The sequence below is a fragment of the Arthrobacter sp. NicSoilC5 genome, assembly GCF_019977395.1.
Lineage (GTDB): Bacteria > Actinomycetota > Actinomycetes > Actinomycetales > Micrococcaceae > Arthrobacter.
This window is the reverse complement of record NZ_AP024660.1, coordinates 3,496,091-3,515,345: the sequence shown is the minus strand read 5'-3', so window position 1 is coordinate 3,515,345 and position 19,255 is coordinate 3,496,091. Positions and strand designations below refer to the sequence as shown.

The 19,255-nt window shown below is 68.8% G+C and carries 16 protein-coding genes; 7 read left to right on the top strand and 9 right to left on the bottom strand.

The window, feature by feature from the left end; genetic code table 11:
• The first annotated feature begins 7 nt into the window (after positions 1–7).
• The 4 genes from LDO22_RS16485 (at position 8) to LDO22_RS16470 (ending at position 3,944) form a co-directional block, all read left to right on the top strand.
• Positions 8–895 carry a DMT family transporter gene (locus LDO22_RS16485; RefSeq protein ID WP_224027267.1) on the top strand — a complete coding sequence of 296 codons (888 nt, stop codon included), beginning with the start codon at positions 8–10 and terminating at the stop codon, positions 893–895.
• Positions 896–904: 9 nt separating this feature from the next.
• Positions 905–1,333, top strand: a complete 429-nt coding sequence (locus LDO22_RS16480) for a metallopeptidase family protein (RefSeq protein ID WP_224024660.1) — start codon at positions 905–907, stop codon at positions 1,331–1,333.
• A 10-nt stretch (positions 1,334–1,343) separates the two neighbouring features.
• Entirely contained in the window at positions 1,344–2,264 is a 921-nt protein-coding gene (locus LDO22_RS16475) for a cation diffusion facilitator family transporter (RefSeq protein ID WP_224024658.1), read from the top strand.
• Positions 2,265–2,447: 183 nt separating this feature from the next.
• Positions 2,448–3,944 (top strand): C40 family peptidase, encoded by a 1,497-nt coding sequence (locus LDO22_RS16470; RefSeq protein WP_224024656.1) that lies wholly within the window; start codon positions 2,448–2,450, stop codon positions 3,942–3,944.
• Positions 3,945–3,992: 48 nt separating this feature from the next.
• Here the strand turns inward: LDO22_RS16470 and LDO22_RS16465 are convergent, their stop codons facing one another.
• From LDO22_RS16465 to LDO22_RS16445, 5 genes are all read right to left on the bottom strand, one after another.
• Entirely contained in the window at positions 3,993–4,877 is an 885-nt protein-coding gene (locus LDO22_RS16465) for an ABC transporter permease (protein WP_224024654.1), read from the bottom strand.
• The gene (locus tag LDO22_RS16460; RefSeq protein ID WP_224024652.1) at positions 4,867–5,856 is read right to left on the bottom strand and encodes an ATP-binding cassette domain-containing protein; all 990 of its coding nucleotides are present in this window, start codon (positions 5,854–5,856) and stop codon (positions 4,867–4,869) included. Before LDO22_RS16460 ends, LDO22_RS16465 begins: the two co-directional genes overlap by 11 nt.
• Before the next feature lie 45 nt (positions 5,857–5,901).
• Complete coding sequence (locus tag LDO22_RS16455; protein ID WP_224027266.1) at positions 5,902–7,053, bottom strand: hypothetical protein; 1,152 nt, start codon at positions 7,051–7,053, stop codon at positions 5,902–5,904.
• A gap of 84 nt (positions 7,054–7,137) precedes the next feature.
• On the bottom strand, positions 7,138–9,990 hold the full coding sequence (locus tag LDO22_RS16450) for a PEP/pyruvate-binding domain-containing protein (protein ID WP_224027265.1): 2,853 nt from the start codon (positions 9,988–9,990) through the stop codon (positions 7,138–7,140).
• Between the two features lie 50 nt (positions 9,991–10,040).
• Complete coding sequence (locus LDO22_RS16445; RefSeq protein WP_159633685.1) at positions 10,041–11,081, bottom strand: universal stress protein; 1,041 nt, start codon at positions 11,079–11,081, stop codon at positions 10,041–10,043.
• Between the two features lie 425 nt (positions 11,082–11,506).
• Between LDO22_RS16445 and LDO22_RS16440 the strand changes: the two genes are divergently transcribed.
• Entirely contained in the window at positions 11,507–12,142 is a 636-nt protein-coding gene (locus LDO22_RS16440) for an NAD(P)-binding protein (RefSeq protein WP_224027264.1), read from the top strand.
• Between the two features lie 55 nt (positions 12,143–12,197).
• On the opposite strand, the gene LDO22_RS16435 is transcribed toward LDO22_RS16440, so the two are convergent.
• Positions 12,198–12,851, bottom strand: coding sequence for a copper resistance CopC family protein (locus LDO22_RS16435; protein ID WP_224024649.1), 654 nt, complete (start codon positions 12,849–12,851; stop codon positions 12,198–12,200).
• Between the two features lie 111 nt (positions 12,852–12,962).
• Between LDO22_RS16435 and LDO22_RS16430 the strand changes: the two genes are divergently transcribed.
• A complete protein-coding gene (locus tag LDO22_RS16430; protein ID WP_159633691.1) occupies positions 12,963–14,405 on the top strand; it encodes an NCS2 family permease in 1,443 nt (480 codons plus the stop codon).
• Positions 14,406–14,486: 81 nt separating this feature from the next.
• Here LDO22_RS16430 and LDO22_RS16425 read toward each other — a convergent pair whose 3' ends face one another.
• A complete protein-coding gene (locus LDO22_RS16425; protein ID WP_224024647.1) occupies positions 14,487–15,791 on the bottom strand; it encodes a cation:proton antiporter in 1,305 nt (434 codons plus the stop codon).
• Positions 15,792–15,987: 196 nt separating this feature from the next.
• On the opposite strand from LDO22_RS16425, the gene hutG reads away from it, so the two are divergent.
• Positions 15,988–16,941, top strand: a complete 954-nt coding sequence (gene hutG, locus LDO22_RS16420) for a formimidoylglutamase (protein ID WP_224024645.1) — start codon at positions 15,988–15,990, stop codon at positions 16,939–16,941.
• Positions 16,942–16,993: 52 nt separating this feature from the next.
• Here hutG and LDO22_RS16415 read toward each other — a convergent pair whose 3' ends face one another.
• Both LDO22_RS16415 and LDO22_RS16410 read right to left on the bottom strand, forming a co-directional pair.
• Positions 16,994–17,659, bottom strand: coding sequence for a response regulator (locus tag LDO22_RS16415; RefSeq protein WP_224024643.1), 666 nt, complete (start codon positions 17,657–17,659; stop codon positions 16,994–16,996).
• Complete coding sequence (locus LDO22_RS16410; protein WP_159635873.1) at positions 17,656–19,236, bottom strand: sensor histidine kinase; 1,581 nt, start codon at positions 19,234–19,236, stop codon at positions 17,656–17,658. The genes LDO22_RS16415 and LDO22_RS16410 overlap by 4 nt, the downstream gene beginning before the upstream one ends.
• Positions 19,237–19,255 lie beyond the last annotated feature (19 nt).

The window sequence follows — 19,255 nt, the reverse complement described above, 5'->3', positions numbered from 1 at the left end:
GGCGGCCATGGTGGTTACCGTGGTGCTGTGGGCCTCCGCGTTCGTCGGCATCCGCGCCATCGGGCCGCACTTCTCCCCCGGATCCCTGACGCTCGGCAGGCTGGCGGTCGCCGCCGTCGTCCTCGCGTTCCTGGTGGTGCCGCAGCTGCTCAGGAGCCGGGTGCTGCCCAGGGGGCGCGAATGGCTGCCCATCCTGGCCTATGGCGTGATGTGGTTCGGCGGCTACAACGTTGCCCTGAACGCCGCCGAACACATCCTTGATGCCGGCACCAGCGCCCTGCTGATCAACGTCAACCCGATCCTGGTGGCCATCATGGCCGGCATCTTCCTCAAGGAGGGCTTTCCCCGCTGGCTGCTCATCGGCAGCACGGTGGCCTTCGCGGGTGTTGCACTGATCGCCCTGGGTTCCGGACAGCCGCGCAGCCCCGGGGAAAGTTCGACGGCGGACCTGGCAGGCGTGGCGCTTTGCCTCCTCGCGGCGGTGCTCGCCGCAGTCAGCGTCGTCATCCAGAAGCCGGTGGTGCGGAAGTTTCCGGCGGCGCAGGCCACCTGGTTCGGCATCATCGTGGGCGCGGCCTGCTGCCTGCCGTTCGCCGGGCAGTTGGCGGCCGAAGTGCAGGCCGCTCCCCCGGAGGCCACCTGGGCACTGGCGTACCTGGGCGTCTTTCCCACGGCCATTGCCTTCACCACCTGGGCTTACGCACTGTCCCTGGTGGACGCCGGGAAGCTGGCCGCCACCACCTACCTGGTGCCCGGGACCACGGTGCTCATCTCCTGGCTGCTGCTCGGTGAAATCCCCACCGCCTGGGGACTGGTGGGCGGGCTGGTGTGCCTGGTGGGCGTGGGGCTGACCCGGCGCAGGACGCGGGCACCCGGGCAGCGGCCCGGGCGCTAGAGTCGGGGTATGCCAGCCAGCCTCCCGCCCGGACTGCCCATCGTTCCCGACGGCCCGCACGAACCTTCCGGGTTCACCATGACCCCTGACGAATTCGAGGTGGCCGTCGAGGATGCCCTGGCCAGTATCCCGGACCGGCTGGCCCGTGCCATGGACAACGTGGCAGTTTTCATCGACGACGACTACGTGCCCGGCCCGGGGGAAGATCCGGACACCGTCCTGCTGGGGCTGTATGAAGGCGTCCCGCTGACCGAACGCGATTCATGGTGGGACGCCGGTTCCCTTCCCGACCGGATCACCATTTTCCGCGAACCCATCCTGGAAATCTGCGCCTCCCGGGAGGACGTGATCCACGAAGTGGCCGTCACGGTGGTCCATGAAATCGCGCACCACTTCGGCATTTCCGATGACCGGCTGCACGAGCTGGGCTGGGGCTAGCCTTGTAAGCATGGGACACGACCACAGCCACAGCCACGGAATCACCGCCACCGGGCGGCACCGGAAACGGCTGGTGGCCGTCCTGGGGATCACGCTCGGCGTCGTCCTCATCCAGATCGTGGGAGCGGTGCTGTCCGGTTCGCTGTCCCTGCTCGCGGACGCCGGCCATATGCTCTCCGACGCGGCCGGCGTCACCATCGCCCTGCTTGCCGCCTGGATCGCCGGCCGTCCGGCGAGCGACCAGCGGACCTACGGCTACCAGCGGGCAGAGGTGCTCGCGGCGTTGGCGAATGCACTGATCCTGATCGTGATCTCCGTGGTGATCTTCACGGAGGCCATCCGCCGGTTCGGGGCACCGCCGGAAGTGCAGACGGACATCATGCTGTTTGCGGCCATCCTCGGCGCCGTGGCGAACCTGATATCGCTGCTGATCCTGCGTGGGGCGCAGGATGAAAGCCTGAACATCCGTGGCGCCTACCTGGAGGTGCTGGGCGACCTCCTGGGCTCGGTGGCTGTCATCATTGCCGCCGTCGTCATCATGGCCACCGGCTTCCAGGCAGCGGACACCATCGCTTCCGTCCTTATCGCGCTGATGATCCTGCCGCGGGCCTGGAGCCTGCTGCGCGACGTGGTGGATGTCCTGCTGGAGGCCAGTCCGAAGGGCGTGGAGGTGCAAATGATCCGCGAGCACATCCTCTCGGTTGCCGGCGTGACCGATGTCCACGACATCCACATCTGGACCATCACATCCGGTGTCCCCGTCTTCTCGGCCCATGTGGTGGTGGAGGACGGCGTGCTCAACGCACGGGGCGCCGACCAGTTGCTGGACAAGCTGATCACGTGCCTGGGTTCCCATTTCGATACCGACCACTGCACCTTCCAGCTGGAGCCTGCGAGCCACTCCGAGCACGAGGAACATCAACACGCCTGACCCCGACACACCCGTGGAATTCACAGGAAAATGACACGCTTGTGGTTTATGTTATTGATGTGACTGTTGTTGCCAATGTGCAAAAGGTCACGTAGCCTCGGACTGCTGGCGAGCAGCTGAGGGGCACGGTCGTGCCGCATCCAGAACCTCACTCCCAGTCTTACCGTTGCGAGGTCTCTGCAGATGGCTTTACCCGGATCCGGCCGCAGGACGGCTGCGCTGTGCGCCGCCGTCGTACTCTTTGCATCCGCGGCAACACCCGCACTCGCGGTACCGGCGCCATCGGCCCGCGTGGCCTTTCCGGCGTCGCCAGCGATTCCCTCGCCGGACGATATCGCAGCAGCCAAAGCCAGTGAAGCCGCGACGGCGGACCAGGTCACCGCGATTGAGCGCATTCTGGCGGATGCCTCCACAGCCCAACAGGCAGCCTTCGCGGTGGCCATGCAGGCCAACAACTCCTACAGCGAGGCGCTCGTGGAGCTGCAGCAGCGGACCGAAGCGGCGTCAGTTGCGGCTGCCAAGGCCTCTTCCGCGCGCGACCAGCAGGACAAAACCCGGAAGCAGGTGGGACAGCTCGCCGGTGACCTGTACCGCAATGGCGGCCTGAACCCCACCCTGGGAACGCTGGCCAGCGGCAGCGAAAGCCTGCAGCAGGCCGCCACGCTTGAGGCGCTTTCTGCCAGCCGCAGCCGGGCCTTTGAGGCTGCGGACGCTGCCGCCACGGCCTACCGTTCCCTGACCGCCGCCGCAGAGGACGCCACCAAAGCCGCCGATGACGCTGCAAAGACGGCCGAGCAACGGAAGTCCCAGGCGGAACAGGCCAACGCCGCGCAGGTCAAAGCCGTTGCCGATGCCAAGGCACAGCGGACCATCCTGGTGGACCAGTTGGCCCAGCTCCGCAACACGACTGTGGCGCTCGAATCGGCCAGGGTGGATGCCCTTGACCGGCAACGCGAAGAGGCACGCCTTGCTGCCTTGTCCGCTGCCGCGGACCAGGCAGCCCGGGAGAAGGCAGAGCAGGACAAGGCAGCGCAGGAGAAGTCAGCCCAGGACAACGCCGCCCAAAACCGGCCCACCGCACGGAACGGCGGCGGCCAGGACATGGCCCCTGCAGCGCCGGCCCCCGCACCGGCCGGTCCAGCGCCTGCTGCTCCGGCTCCGGCCCCAGTGGCGCCGGCTCCTGCTCCGGCAGCCCCGGCACCTGCACCCGCCGCGCCTGCCCCTGCGCCAGCCCCTGCTCCGGCACCGGCGCCCGCCCCGGCCCCGGCTCCAGCTCCGGCTCCGGCCCCCGCGCCTCCCACTGGCTCGGGCACGTATGAGGCAGCCATTTCGGTTGCCCTGGGGAAGGTGGGCGCGCCGTACTTCTATCAGTGGGGCGGCACGGGCGTGTACGGCTTTGACTGCTCGGGCCTGGTGCAGAATGCCTTCGCTGCGGCCGGAACCTACCTTCCCCGCACCGCATCCCAGCAGTATGCCGCCGCCCCGGTCCACGTTCCCATCTCCCAGGCCCGCCGCGGCGACCTGCTGGTCTGGGGTTCCGCGCCGAACTTCTACCATGTGGCCATCTATCTGGGGAACGGCCAGGTGGTGCAGGCGCTGAACCCGCAGGAAGGCATCATGGTTTCCAGCATCAGCTCAATGGTGGGCATGGACCTGTATCCGTACGCCGCCCGCTACTGACCAGCGCACTGGGCGCGCGGCGGAACCTGAAGGCTCCCGCCGCCGTCGTCAGCTCAGGATGTCCTTGGTGACGAAGCGGCCATAGGCGAGCGCGCCGAACACTGCCACGTAGCCGGCCTGGAGCAGGGCATTGTCCAGGAAGGAATCCCACACCACGGGCTGGCGGAGCATGTCGGCGAAACCAAGCCAGTAGTGGCTGAAGAGCCACGGGTGCAGCCAGTCCAACTGCGGAAGCTGGTCCGCGACCTGCGAAACCACCGAGACCACCACCGTTGCGGCCATCGCCCCAACGGGAACCACCGTCATGGTGGACAGGAACAGTCCGATCGCCGACAGCCCGGCCAGCGACACCGCCAGGTAGGCGGCGATGAGCACTATCCGCAGGGCAGCCTCGGCGGGCTGGACCACCCCGCCGGAGAGCAGTGTCACCGGGCCGACCGGGAACAGCGCCGCACCAATCGCCGCGCCCGCCAATCCAACGGTGAGCGGAGCCACGATGCAGAAGGCCAGCGCCCCCGCATACTTGACCAACAGGAGCCGCACCCGCCCTGCCGGCGCCACCAGGAGGTACCGGAGGGTCCCCAGGTTGGCCTCCCCGGCGATCGTGTCCCCCGCCACCACCCCCACTGCGAGCGGCATGAACAACGGGACGGAGACCAGCATGGCGGTGAAGGCCACAAACAGCCCGTTCTGGGTGATCCGGTCGAGGAACGCAGGACCCCGCCCCGGTGGGACCGCAGAGGAAACCTTCACGGCCACGGCAATGAGGACCGGGATGGCGGCGAGCGCCAGGAGCAGCGCCCAGGTCCGCCGGCGCCCGAACAGCACCTTAAGCTCGGACCCCAGAAGGGACAGTCCCGGGCCGCGCGGCGCGGCGGCCGTCCGGGTGGCTTTGGCGGTTTCCGGTATGTCCGCGGGAACGCTACTGGGCAACGTCGAATCCTTCCCCGGTCAGGGCAACGAAGCGGTCTTCAAGGCTTTCACGCTCGACGGCGAAGCCCCGGACGCGGACGCCGGCCTGCACCAGGTGCGCCACAACATCCTCCGGGAGCACGGCAGGCTGCCCGGCGGCGGCACCCATCGCCGCAACAATGGTCTCCCCATCCAGCTGTGCGCGCTGGGAAGCCTGTGCCTCCTGGTCCCCCGGGCCGGGTGCCAGCCCCAGCCCTGCCAAGACCTGCCGCGCCGCGCCGCCGTCGGGCGTTACCAACCGCAGGCGGGTGCTTCCGGCCTGCCGCAGCTCGGCCAAGGGACCCTGTGCCACGAGCTTTCCCGCGCTCATGACGGCAGCGTGGGTGCACATCTGGTCCACCTCGGCCAGCAGGTGGCTGGACACGAAAACAGTGGTGCCCTGGTGTGCCAGGGAGCGCACCAGGTTGCGCACTTCGCGGGTGCCCTGCGGATCCAGCCCATTGGTGGGCTCGTCCAGCACCAGCAGGTCCCGGGGTGAGAGCAGGGCATTGGCTATACCCAGCCGCTGCTTCATTCCCAGGGAGTATGCGTGCACGCGTTTCCCCGCCGCGTGCTCCAGGCCTACGCGCTCCAGGGCCTGTTGCACGCGGGCTTTGCGCGTGGCGGGCACTGAATGCGGGCTGGCGGAGTCCAGCCGGTGGAGGTTGGCGGCGCCGGACAGAAAAGGGTAAAAGGCCGGGCCTTCCACCAAGGCGCCCACGCGCGGCAACACCTCGTGGAGCCTTTGCGGCATCTCCTGGCCCAGCAGGTTCACCGTTCCTGCGGACGCCGCTGCCAACCCCAGCAGCATGCGGATGGTGGTGGTCTTGCCGGAGCCGTTGGGGCCCAGGAACCCGAAGACCGTCCCGTGTGGGACGGCAAGGTCCACGTTGTCGACGGCGGCCTGCTGGCCAAAGTGCTTGGTGAGGCCCCGCGTCTCAATCACCAGGTTGTCAGTCACCGCGCCAGGGCCGGCCCGGTTGCCACTCCCCCGCCCGTCCAAGGCCTACCGGGCCGCTGCTGCTGCGGCCTGCAGCCTCTCCGGCGGCACCATTCCCGCGAAGATCCGGCCGTCGTCGGTGATCAGGATGTTGAGCAGGGCCGTGGACAGCAGCCGGCCACCGGGTACGGCGACGGCGGCCTGGGACAACAGCGGGTCCTGGAGCAGTGGTGCGGCCGCCGCAGCGGATCCAGCCGCCGTGCCCACCACCGTCTCCCAGCCGGTGCCGGTTATGGAGACATTCCCCTTGGCACCACCGTGCATGGCGCCCGGGCCATGGGCATCGGCGGGGTCATGGGATTTGGCGGGATCGTGGGATTTGTCCGGTACCGGGAGTTCCTTGACGGTGCTGCCCGGCGGAGGGGTGAAGGCGAAGACTGACGGGTCCGGCGCGTCCAGCGAGAAGCTGGTGAACCCGGACGCGAAGGCAGGCTTATCCGCGCCGCGCGCGGTCACCTGGACTGACAACGGCATCCCGCTGGCACCGTCGACGGCGATGGCCACCTTGCCTACCAATGTTGCGTCCGTGCGGGGCTCGATCAGCAGGTTGTAGGCGGCGCGCCCTGCAACGGAAACGTCCGGGCCCACGGAAACGGCGGTGCTGGGGTCCACCTTCGACAGGAACTGTTGGGCCAGTTCAGCGGGAGTGTGCATCCCGGGTGCGCCGTGCGCGTCGTTCGGAAGCGCAGGATCCTCTGTGTGGGCAGGGTCCTGGGTGTGCGCGGGCAGGGACAGGTGGGCTGCCGAGTTGTCCTTTGAGGAGTAGAGCCAGACGTCGCTGCCGTGGCGGACCACGTCCCGTTCGGCCAGTTGGTCCATCACCTGCACACGGGCGTTGTCCTTGCCGTCCACGTAGATGCGCGCGGTGTGCTTGCCTGACAACAGCTCGATCACCGACGCCACGCTGCCGGCCGAGGCAGGTCCGGACGCAGACCCGGACGGCTTGCCGGCAGCCGGGAGTTCCGGCAGTCCCAGTTCAGCGGACTGCTCAACTGTCCCGGAGAACGTGCGCACCTGGTGGCTGGCCGCCAGTTCCAGGACCTCGGCAGGTGTCTTGGTTGGCAGTGGGTTGCTGGCGCCGGCCGGAAGAGACCCGATCAGGGCGCCGGAGGCAATGGCCACCGGAGCCGCGACGGCGGGCAGCCACCGCAGCCACATCCTGCGCCTTGTGCTGTTTCGTTGCACCTGTACGTGTTGGAACGGTCCGCTGGAATCCAGCCTGTTGGAGCCCATGGATCAAGACTACGCCCGTGCAGGTGGGTCCGTGCCCTTGGGAACTTTCCCGTTTTGCGGCGTACCGGTGCGTTCCGGCACGACCGTTCCCGCGCCGCCGTCGACCGTTATCTTTTGGCCCGTGCTGATCAGGGCGGTGGCGTCCGCCACGCCAACAACTGCGGGGATGCCGTATTCCCTGGCCACGACGGCGCCATGGGAGTTGGGTCCGCCCATCTCCATCACCAGTCCTCCTGCCGTCAGGAACAGCGGAGTCCAGCCAGGGTCCGTGGACGGTGCAACCAGAATCTCGCCCGGCTCCAGGCGCGCTCCGACGGGATCCAGGATGACCCGCGCCGCAGCGGTCACCGTCCCGGCCGAGGCCGGGCTGCCGGCCAGGGTCCCGTTGGCCAGGTTTCCGTTGGGCCCGATTCCGTTCGCGGCGGTTCCGGCGGCCCGCACCGCCTCGGGTTCGGTGCCGTCCGAAAGCAGCACCCGGGGGATGTGCCGGCGCCTGAGCTCCAGGGCGTAGTCCTGGCGCCGGGCCGCCACGAGTGCTTTCAGGTCAGGGGCAGGCGCCGGGTTGCCCGCGGTTGTTCGGGTCAATGCCTGGCGGACCTCCGCGAAATCGAGGAAGAACACGTCGTCCCGCCGTTCCACCGTGCCTGCCTGTTCCAGTTCGGTACCCACCAGGAGCAGCTGCCGGCGGACTTCCCCAAGGCCAAGCACCAGCTGGTACTTCGGCAGCTCCCGCAGGCCGGCGAACATGCGCGCCCGCCGGAGTGCGGCACGCACCAGCCGTCCCCGGATCCTGCTGCGGGCAGCGGCCCGGGCCACGAGCCGGTCAACCTGCGCTTCTGCGTCCTCGGCGGCTTTGCTGAACTGGGCGTCCGGTGCCAGGGCGGGGTCGTCCAGCCGGAGGTAGTTGGCGAGGATGCCCAGGATGTGGTCCGGTTCCTCCGACCACCGGGGCAGTCCGACGTCTATCTCGCCGACAGCCCGGTGGCCGTATCTGTCCAGGAACCTGGCGAGGCCCGCGTCCAGGCGCGCCGGCAGCTCGCCGGCCTGGAAAGCGGCTGCGAGGGCGGCGGGATCGCGGGCCATCAGTGCGGTGCGTGATTCGGCGTCCTCCTGGATCGCCTGCGCCAGGTGCCACAATTCCAGGTCCATTTCCGTGGTGACGTTGTTGGGCAGGCCGCGGATCACCGGCTGCAGCCCGTCCCACGCATCGCCGCCCACGAGCTTTCCGGCAACGCCGAGCATCGCGAAGCCCAGGGCCGGAAGGGGGAGGATGGCCGGAACAATGAGGAACAGGCGCGATCCCACGAGGGACTCGGCGTGGTCCAGGCGGGCCAGGGCGCCGGCTGCGCCGCCGGGAGCCAGGGACACCTCGAACGTCCGGGTGAAGCGGTCCAGCCGGCGGAGGGCCGCACCGGGGCGGACCAGCGCACGGAGGAAGGTGGCGGGAACCTCTGTGCGGATTGCCGCGGGTCCGACGTGGCGCAGCAGCCCGAGGGGTGACCTGGTGGTCACCGAAAAAGCTGGGTCCTCGAACAACTGCCGCATGACGGTTGCCGTCCGTGCCTCCATGATGTCGAAGACCCGGGGAACGAGCCGCCGGCCAACGGTGCTGCGGATGGGAGTGGTGAAGTCGACGTAAATCCGCTGACCCGCCTCGGCGTAGGGGGACGGCCCTTCCCGTGGATCGGGAACAGGGAAGCCGGCTGCGGTGGCGACGGAGGAAGCGATGAGGCGCACTGCAGCCAGGCCCATGGGCGTCAGCGGCCGCGTCAGTCCCTGCGCGAGGCTGAAACAGAGGTAGGCCCTGGTCCCCCCAACGGCGGACGCTGCCTGCGGAACCCTGCCGGCAGCACCGTTGCTTTCCGGGACCGGGTAGAGCGTGGTGATGGGCCTGGACTGCGTGAGCCACAGCCCATCCGCGCCGTCGACGGCCCACTCGATGTCCTGCGGGGCACCGAAATGCCCTTGGGCCTGCAGCCCCAACCGCATCAGGCCAGCCACCTGGCTGTCCGGAAGGCATGCGATGCCCTGGGCGGCCTGCACGTGGCGGATTTCGGTCCCGCCGCCGGCAACCGGCCGTATCTCCACACCCTTATCGCCGGGTTTCCGTTCCAGCACCCTGCCGGTCAGGGCGTCCACCACGAAGTGGTCCGGATTGACGGCGCCGGAGACCACGGCCTCGCCAAGGCCGGGGCTGGCGTCGATGACTACCTGCCGGCGGCTGCCGGTGAGGGGATTCGCCGTGAACATCACGCCCGCGGTCTGGGCGTCCACCATCCGCTGGACCACCACCGCGAGCGACACGGCTGCCGGGTCGATTCCGAGGCTTGCCCGGTACGCGGTTGCCCGCTCCGTCCACAGCGACGCCCAGCATCTCCGGACGGCGTCCAGCACCGCGGGCACTCCCACGACGTTCAGGAAGGTGTCCTGCTGGCCGGCGAAGCTGGCGAAGGGGAGGTCTTCAGCGGTGGCCGAGGACCTCACTGCCACCGCGACGCCGGGACCCAGTGCCGTATAGGCCTGCTCCACGGCGCGGGCTACGGCTGCCGGTACCGGAGCTGCAAGTATTGCTGCCCGTGCCGTTGCGGCCAGTCCGGCTACATCGGGAAGGTCCCCAGGGGAGGCCCCTGCCGTCTCCTCCAGGGTGGCGTAAACCGCTGCCAACGCGGGAAGCAGGGCATCGGGGGCGCCGATGGCCTGCCGGTACGCGGCGGTGGTGAGGCAAAAGCCGTCCGGAACCGGCAACCCGGCGGACAACAACTCCCCTAGGTTGGCTGCCTTGCCGCCCACCAGTGCCAGCATCCCTGAGTGCAGGCTGCCCAGGCCGCGCACCAGCCCGTCGGGCTCCTCACCGGCTGTCATCTGCTGCGTCATGTCCGCGGTCCCCCGCCGGCTGCCCGGAAAAGCGCGGTCTAGGCGGCGTCGCCCAGGATGGGTCCGAACCGCCCGCGGTCGGCCAGGCGGGGGTCCTCCCGGTCCGGGACCACCATGACCGGGCCCTTGGCGTGGTGGAGCACCCCGTCTGATGTTGAGCCCAGGAGCATTCCGGTGAACCCGCCGCGTCCGCGGGTGCCCACCACCACCAGTTCAACGTGCCGGCTTTCCTCGACGAGCACGTCCACCGGCGAGCCGTCCTTCAGCTCGTAGCCGGCCTGCAGGTTGGGGTAGTGGCTGCGGAGCCAGGCCATGCCGGCCTCCAGGGTGACCCGGATGTCATCGAACAGTGCCTTCCGGTCCATGGGCGCCGGAACCCAGGCCAGCGAGCCGCTGTACTGGGGAACGGCGCAGACCACGCGGAGGGACGCGCCAAGGCGTTCGGCCTGGTCGGCTGCTTCAAGGACGGCAACGCGGGCCTGCTCGGAGCCATCCACGCCAACCACCACCACGTTCTCCACCGGCCGGTGCCCGGACCTGGCCTGCTCGGCCTTGACGCGGCGGTCCTCCGTGGACTCACCGAGCCGGTCCGAGCAGAACAACGGAACCGTCACCGTGGGGCATTTCGCGTGGGCGGGCAGGGCACTGCTGACTGATCCGAGGAGCCGGCCCACAAAGCCGCCGCGGCCGCGGGTGCCGACCACCAGGAGTTCCGCGGTTTCGGAGATGTCCAGCAGGACGCCGGCGGCGTCGCCGTTCTCCACGGAGGAGCTGACGTCCACGTCGTAGGCGGCCACCTTTTCCAGGGCCTGCCGGGCAATGGCTTCGGCGCCTTCGCGGATGACGGAATCATCCACGGTGGCGTAGCCCCCGTCCAGGCCGGACGCGGCGAAGATCGGCACGGAGTAGGCGGTGACGATATGAAGCGGACGACGACGGCGCTGGGCTTCCCGCGCGGCCCACACCAGGGCGCACTGGCCATGGTCCGAACCGTCGACGCCCACCACGATGCCGTGGGGGGCGGTTGCGCCACCCCCACCGTCCCGGGCCGGGTCCGGATGCAACTCTCGTGAGCCCATGGGGGCCGCCTCCTCGCGATACGCCTGATGTTGCGGCTATTCTGCCAGAAAACGGACCGCTCTCCGCGCACCCGGCCCAGCGGTGGCACCGGCAGGAAAAGGACCGCTCCCGATTCCCACTATTCTCTGTCCCCCAGGGCTTAGCAAGCCTGTTCAGGGGCTGATGGGCCCTGTTATCCACAGGCTTTTTGCCGGGTTCCGGAAAGCGCCCTCTCGCCACGGAAACGATTTCGTTCACGGGCTATCCACGGCCGCATTTGTTCTGTAGTCTTCAGGACATTGTTGGTCCGGGACGCCAACTGATTCTTCCTGTCAGGACGGTCCCGGCCATGCGCTGCGGCCGTGCTTGGGGGTAACGGGACGCGAGCCGGCGAGGATGCCGGCACCTGCCGAAGCTCCATAGGAGGGAAACTGTAGTGTCAAGCATGCCTGGGATTGCCGGGACCGAACAGACCACCACTGTCGTCATTGGCACGGGCCTGTCCGGACTGGCCGTGGCCGCTGAGCTGCGCCGCCATGGGGTGGACTCCATCGTGGTGGACGGCCTCGACATCCTGGGCCAGGCCCAGCCCGCGAACACCACGTCATTGCAGCGCTGCGATGCGGCGGACAGCGGCACCCTCCGCGAGCGGAACGAGATCCTGCGCCACCTGCGCAATTACGCCGCAAGCCACAGCGTGGACGTGCGGAACACCACCCGGGCGGTGCAGCTGACCATGCTCGAAGCACCGGACCAGGCCGCGCCGCAGTGGCAGGTGCACACCCCCACGGGCATCCTGGTGGCGGACCACATCGTGCTCACCCGTTGCGCCCACAGCCAGTTGCGGCGCATGCTCAACGACTTCGGCATTGCCGTGGGCCGGAACGTGGCGGCAGCCATGCGGGCCATTGGCATCTACCTGGTGGGAGTGGGCGAACTGATCACGCCATCGCCCAAAGAAGTGCTGCGCCAGGCCAAGACGGTGGGCCAGGCAATCTCCGCCAAGGTCAACCCGGACGGCGCCCTTCCGTCCACCGGCGTCTTCCCGGCAACGGGAAGCTTTGCTGCCCAGGGCTGCTGACTGCGGCGCCGGTACGCGCTGCAGGGCTGGACGGAACCGGCCCAGCCGGCGGGTGCTACTCCGCGGCCCTGTCCCCGGCCTCCCCGTCATCTTCGGTGTCCCCGTCGCCGGTGAGCCGGCGGCGGGCAAGGACGCCCAGCGCCACCAGCAGCCCCACGGCCACCACCGCAAAAATAACAATGCTCCACTGGAACGGCTCGCCCGCGCCGGCCGGCTCCGAGGCCTCTTCCGTGACCCCGGGCTGGGCGGTGCCCATGCCAGGGACCGCACCCGCCGCCGTCGAACTTCCCGCCGTGGGTGTCCCCGACGAGGCGGCACCCGGGGCACCGGAGGCCGCGGTGAAGGTGAACGTCCCCTCGATGGGATGTGAGTCCGAGCTGACCACGCGCCACGCCACTGTGTACGCGCCCGCCGGACCGCCCGGGCGGAGCTTCTGGGTGGCCACGTTGTCCACGATCTGCACGGAGCCATCAGCCCATTCGGTGCCGCCGGCATCCTTGATGGAGAAGGACGAACCGATGCCCAGCGGCTTGTTGCTGAAGGTCACCGAGACCTCGGCGGGCGGGACAGCCAGCGCAGCCCCCTGCGCCGGGCTGGTGGACTCGGCAGCGTCATGGGCGGAGGCGGGGCCAGCGAGGCCCAGCGCGGCGGCTGCAAGGACAAACAAGCCGAGCACAAGGCTCAGCAACTGGCGGCGGACCTGGCGCATGGGTGGGCTGCTCCTCGTGTTGGCTTCCTTACAGACTAGGCGAATTTGCCGGCCCACTCCCCGCCGCTCCCTTAGGATGCAGGTATCCCCACACACTTCCCCGGAGGACTAATGCTTAAGCAAGGCTCTGCCCTGGACCGGTATTTCAGGGTCACCGAGCGCGGTTCCAACCTTTCCCGCGAGATCCGCGGCGGGTTCGCCACGTTCTTCGCCATGAGCTACATCGTGGTGCTGAACCCCCTGATCCTGTCCGGGCCCGACTCCAACGGCACCACGCTGGGCTTCCCCGCCGTGGCCGCCGTGACCGCGCTGGTGGCAGGCATCCTCACCATCCTCATGGGCGCGTGGGGCCGGCACCCCTTCGCCCTGGCCACCGGCCTGGGCGTCAACGCCTTCGTGGCTGTCACCGTGGCCACCAATCCCGGGCTCACCTGGCCGGACATGATGGGCCTGGTGGTCCTCTCCGGCGTCACCATGCTGATCCTGGTCCTCACCGGTTTCCGTACCGCCGTGTTCAAGGCGGTGCCGGACGGACTCAAGACGGCCATCGTGGTGGGCATCGGCCTGTTCATTGCCCTGATCGGCCTGGTCAACGCCGGGTTCGTGCGCCGCATCCCGGATGTCGCAGGCACCACCGTGCCCGTTGGCCTGGGCTTCGAAGGCAAGCTCCTGGGCTGGCCCACCGCCGTGTTCGTGTTCGGCCTGATCCTGACCATCGCCCTGGTGGTGCGCAAGGTCAAGGGCGCCATCCTGATCGGCATCATCACCTCCACGGTGCTGTCCGTCATCCTTGAGACGACCCTGCACATCGGCCCCAGCTTCGACGGCAAGAACTTCAACCCGCAGGGCTGGTCCCTGGTGGCCCCGGCGTTCTCCGGCTGGGCCGCGCCCGACCTCTCCCTGATCGGCAAGGCCAACCCGTTCGGTGCCTTCGAGCACCTCGGCTTCGTGGCCGCCACGCTGCTGGCCTTCGTCATCCTGCTCAGCATCTTCTTTGACGCCATGGGCACCATGGTGGGCCTGGCCAACGAGGCCGGCACGGTGGATGAACACGGCAACATTCCCGACGTCGACCGTGTGCTCCAGGTGGACGCACTCGGTGCCATCATCGGCGGCGGCGCCTCCGTCTCCTCCAACCAGATCTACGTCGAAGCCGGTGCCGGCATCGGCGAAGGCGCCCGCACGGGCGTGGCCTCCATCGTCACCGGCGTGCTGTTCCTGGTGGCCATGTTCTTCACGCCGCTGATCAACCTGGTGCCGTTCGAGGCCGTGGCCCCGGCACTGGTGGTGGTGGGCTTCATGATGGTCTCCCAGGTGGGCAAGATCGACTGGCAGGACTGGGGCATCGCCATCCCCGCGTTCCTCACCTTCACCCTGATGCCCTTCACCTACTCCATCGCCAACGGCCTGGGTGCGGGCTTCATCGCCTACGTCCTGATCCGCACGGTCCAGGGCAGGGTCAAGGACATCCACCCGCTGATGTGGGCTGTGGCCGCGGCGTTCGCGCTGTTCTTCGCCATCGGCCCCATCGAGGCGGCCCTGGGGATGAAGTAACACCTGCGCATGGAAAGGGCTGGTGCGGCGTCTGCCGTACCAGCCCTTTTTGTTGACACCGGGGTTTCCCTGGCCGGGGGCCTAGACGGGGGTGTTGGGGGCGAGTCCCTCGTCGCCGGAGACTGCCAGTGCCTTCTTCTGGCGCAGCCGGTCCAGCCGGTTCATCAGGGGCGAGGTGGTGGCGCCGTGGATCACGATGGACAGCGCCACCACCAGCCCGATGAAGGACCAGAGCCAGTGCGCCTGCTCCGTGAAGTGGCCTTCCCCCAGGGCAAAGGCCAGGTAGTACAGGGAACCGATGCCGCGGATGCCAAAGAAGGACAGTGCCACGCGTTCCCGCGGACCGGTCTTGCCACCCAGCAGGCCCAGCCAGCCCGCCAGCGGCCGCACCACCAGCAGGAAAGCAAGCGCCACCAGCAGTTCCGGAAGCCCGATCCCGGCCAGCAGCCCGCGGGCGATGGCACCGCCAAGGAGGACCAGGATCACCACGGTCAGCAGCCGTTCCAACTGCTCCACGTAGGAGTGCAGCACCCGGTGGTAGCCGTGCGTCCGTTCGGCGGCCCGGATGGTCACGGCACAGACGAACACCGCTATGAACCCGTAGCCCTCCACCATCTGCGTCAGCCCGTACGCCAGGAACGTCGCCGCCAGGGCCACAAAGCCCTCCGAGTGGTTGGAGAGCCGCAGGCTGTCGGCACGGGCCGAGAAGAACAGCCTGGCGAGCAGCTTTCCGGTGAGGAACCCCACCACGAGCCCGACGGCCAGCCGCCACACCACGTCCAGCCCGAACCACTCGCCGAACCAGGCGGAGGGGTCCGCTCCGGCAACGCTGATGGCAATGGCAAGGTAGACGAACGGGAACGCCAGCCCGTCGTTGAGCCCGGCTTCCGATGTCAGGCCGAAACGGACCTCGTCCTCCTTGTCCGTGGATTCATCCTGGTCGGCAGGCTCGCCCACCTGCACTTCCGAGGCCAGGACGGGGTCCGTGGGCGCCAGGCTGGCCGCCACCAGCAGGGCCGCACCGAGCCCCAGGCCCAGGAACCACATGCCCAGCAGGGTCAGCCCCACGATGCAGAGCGGCATGGCGATGCCCAGGAGCCGCCACGTGGTGGACCAGCGCCGGCGTCCCACGGGCCGGTCCAGGGCCAGCCCCGCGCCCATCAGGGAAATGATCACGCAGACCTCCGCAAGGTGCATGACAAAGTCGCCGTGTTCCACCGGGTTGGGGTTGGGCAGCGATGGAATCAACGCGAAGGCTGCCATCCCTGCACCCAGGAAGACCATGGGCATGGACAGCGGCATGTCACGCAGCAGCTTGGGCAGCACCGCAGCGACGAACACGGCCAGTCCGGCCGCGGCAAAGAGTATATCTGGGGCTTCGAACATGGAGCGGCTCTCCAGCCTGGAATGGTGCGTGGATCCGGAGCGGCCAGGTCATCCCTGGACCGGTGGGCTGCTCTCACCTTAACCCCTGCACCAGGCACCCGATGTCCGGCCTGCCCGTTGCGCGGGTTCTTGGATTCCGGACAGGACGACGGCGCCGGCGCTGGTTTTCGTGCCCGGCATGCGGTGAGCTTGAGGCATGTTCCTCAAGCTTCCCGCCGTCGACGTCCCGCCCCGGCCCTGGACCGGCAGGTTCGACGGCGATGGTCCCGGCCACCGCCGCTGGTGGCAGGCGGTCACCGCCTCCGATGAATTGCGGGCCGCTGCGCCCGGACGCAAGCCCGCCGCCGTGCTGGGATTTTCCAGCGACGAGGGGGTCCGCCGCAACCAGGGCCGGACCGGGGCAGCCGCAGCCCCGGCGGCGCTGCGGAAAGCGCTTGGCCCGCTGGCCTTCCACCTGGACCGACCGGTGGCCGACGCTGGTGACGTGGTGGTCTCCGGGGAAGACCTGGAGGCCGGCCAGGAACGGCTTGGCCGGGTGCTGGCAGCCCTGCTCGACGCCGGCCACCAGACTGTGGTGCTGGGCGGCGGGCACGAAACCGCCTACGCCAGCTACCTTGGCGTCAGCGCATCAGCCGCGGTTCAAACCGGGCAGCGCCTGGGCGTCTTGAACCTTGATGCCCACTTCGACCTCCGCGACGAGCCGGTGGCCAGCTCCGGCACGCCGTTCCTGCAGATGGCCCGCGCGGAAGCGGACGCCGGACGGGAATTCCGGTACGCCGTCGCCGGGATCTCGGAGCCGAACAACACCCGGGTCCTGTTCGACACCGCGGACAAGCTGGGGGTCCGCTACCTGCTGGATGAGGACTGCGAACCCAACCGGGTCCAGGACTTCGTTGCAGGGTTCCTGGCGGAGATCGACGTCCTGTACCTGACCATCGACCTGGACGTACTGCCCGCCGCGGTGGCCCCCGGCGTCAGCGCGCCGGCAGCCTATGGCGTGCCGCTTCCGGTCATTTCGGCGGTGTGCCGCCAGGTGGCCCGAAGCGGGAAGCTGCTGCACCTGGACGTGGCGGAACTGAATCCGGCATTCGACATTGACAGCCGGACCGCCAGGACAGCCGCCCGGCTGATTGACACGCTGCTGCGCTGAGAGCTGGGCAGCGGCGGCGGGCCTGCGGGACGGCGCCCGGGCGCAGGCCCCGTCAGGCCTTGAGCACGTACCGCCGTTCGGGCCGTCCCACCCCGTACTTGAGCCGCACGTCCAGCGTTCCTTCGTCGTGCAGGTACTCGAGGTAGCGGCGGGCGCTGACCCTGGACGTGCCCAGCTCCTCGGCCATCTCGGCCGCCGAGACGTCACCGGCTGAAGCGTTCAGTGCCGCCTCCACCAGCTTCAGCGTCTCGATGCTGCAGCCTTTGGGCAGGGGCCGTTCGGCGCGGTCCAGGCCGAACACCCGGTTGACGTCCGACTGTTCGGCCACATCCTTGGACGCATCCAGGCTTTGGTAGGCGCTGCGGTAGTGCTCCAGCCGCTCCTGGAGGTCTGTCTGGGAAAAGGGCTTGATCAGGTAATGGACAATGCCGCCGCGCAGCGCCTTCCGGACCGTTTCAACCTCCCGTGCTGCACTGATGACCAGCACGTCCAGTTCGGGAGCAACAGCGCGCAGGCGTTGCATCAGGTCCAGGCCGTTGATGTCCGGCAGGTGGATGTCCAGCAGCACCAGGTCCGGCTGCAGGCGTTCGGTTTCGGCGACCGCCTGGGCGCCTGTGTGCGCCGCGCCCACCACGGTGAAGCCCGGCGTGCGCTGGATGAAGCCGGCATGCACCTTGGCCACCATGAAGTCGTCATCGACGATCAGGACCTTGATCATGGCTGGGTACTCCCTCGTTTCAGCACAGCGGTAAAGACAGCCCCATTATCGTTGGCCACCGCCAGGTTTCCGCCAGTCCGGCGGCACACCACCCGGGACAGCGCCAGGCCGAAACCGCGGCTGCCGGCCGGGCCGGGTTCCTTGGTGGTGAAGCCCTGGCGGAAGATGTGGTCGGTGGAGCCGCTGGGGACGCCGGGACCGTTATCCCGAACGGTGACCACCACGTCTTCCCCGGCTTTGCCGTCAACCCGCACCCGGACGGCCGCCTGCGGAAGCCCGGTGACGGCGTCGAACGCGTTGTCCACCAGGTTCCCCACCACGGTGGTGAGGTCCCGGGACAGCGCGTCATCGACGGTGTCCAGCACGGATTCCGGGTCCAGTTGCAGTGCCGCGCCCCGTTCGGTGGCGAGGCTCGATTTGGCGATCAGCAGGGCGGCGAGCGCGGGGTCCTTGATGCGGGCGGTGACCTCGTCGTTGAGCCGGGTCCGGTCCACGGTGGCGCCGTTGACGAACTGGACCACGGAATCGTACTCGCCGATCTGGATCAGGCCGGAGATGACGTGGAGCTGGTTGGCGAACTCGTGCGCCTGGGCGCGAAGGGTGTCCGTGGCGGTGCGGGTGGTGCCGAGTTCGTGTTCCAGTTCCGAGAGCTCTGTCCGGTCGCGCAGGGTGGTCACCGAGCCGATGACCCTGCCCCGGGACTGGAACGGCACCCGGTTCATCACCACCAGCCGGTCTCCCACCAGCACCAGCTGGTCGGGCCCCGGCTGCTCCCGGGTGAGGACTTCCTTGAGGGCGGGTTCGACGGCGAGGGCCGCCACGCGCTTGCCCACACAGTCGGGCGGGAGGCCCAGCAGGGCACGCGCGCTGTGGTTGGCCACCGTGATCCGTTCGTGCAGGTCCAGTGCCACGACGCCTTCCTTGAGGCCGTGCAGCATGGCCTCGCGGTTTTCCACCAGGCTGGTGATTTCGCTGGGCTCCATGCCAAGGGTCTGCCGCTTGACGCGGCGCGAGAGCAGCAGCGACCCGGCGATGCCCAGGACACTCGCCACCCCCAGGTAAGTGAGGAGGTTGGGGACGGCGTCGCCCAGGCGTTCGAGCACCGTTGGATAGTTCCGGCTGATGGAGGCGATCCCGATCATGCGCCCGGTGTCATCCAGGACCGGAACGTGAGCCGACAGGAGCGGCGCAGGGGTTCCGCCCACCACGCCCGTCCAGGCACGGCCCTCCATCACCCTGCTTGCACCCAGCTCCAGCGGGAGGCCCAGGAGGCTGGGATCCGAGGACGCCACCACCGTACGGTCGATGCGCGCCAGCGCCACCCGGGATGAGCCGGAGACGATCCGCACGGACTCGGCCACCGCGGGCAATACTGCCCCGCCGCGCGGTTCCGTTTCCGGGAGGAGCTCACGCACCACGGGGTTGCCACCCAGGGCTTCCGCTGCCGAGAGGGCGCGCCGGCCCTCGATCCGTTCGAACGCCGCAGCGGACTGCGCCAGGGAGATGGCGACGACGCCCACCAGGACGGCCAGGACAATGAGCAACTGCAGCAGAAGGTACTGGCCCGCGAGGGACATTCCTCGTCGTCGAGTCACA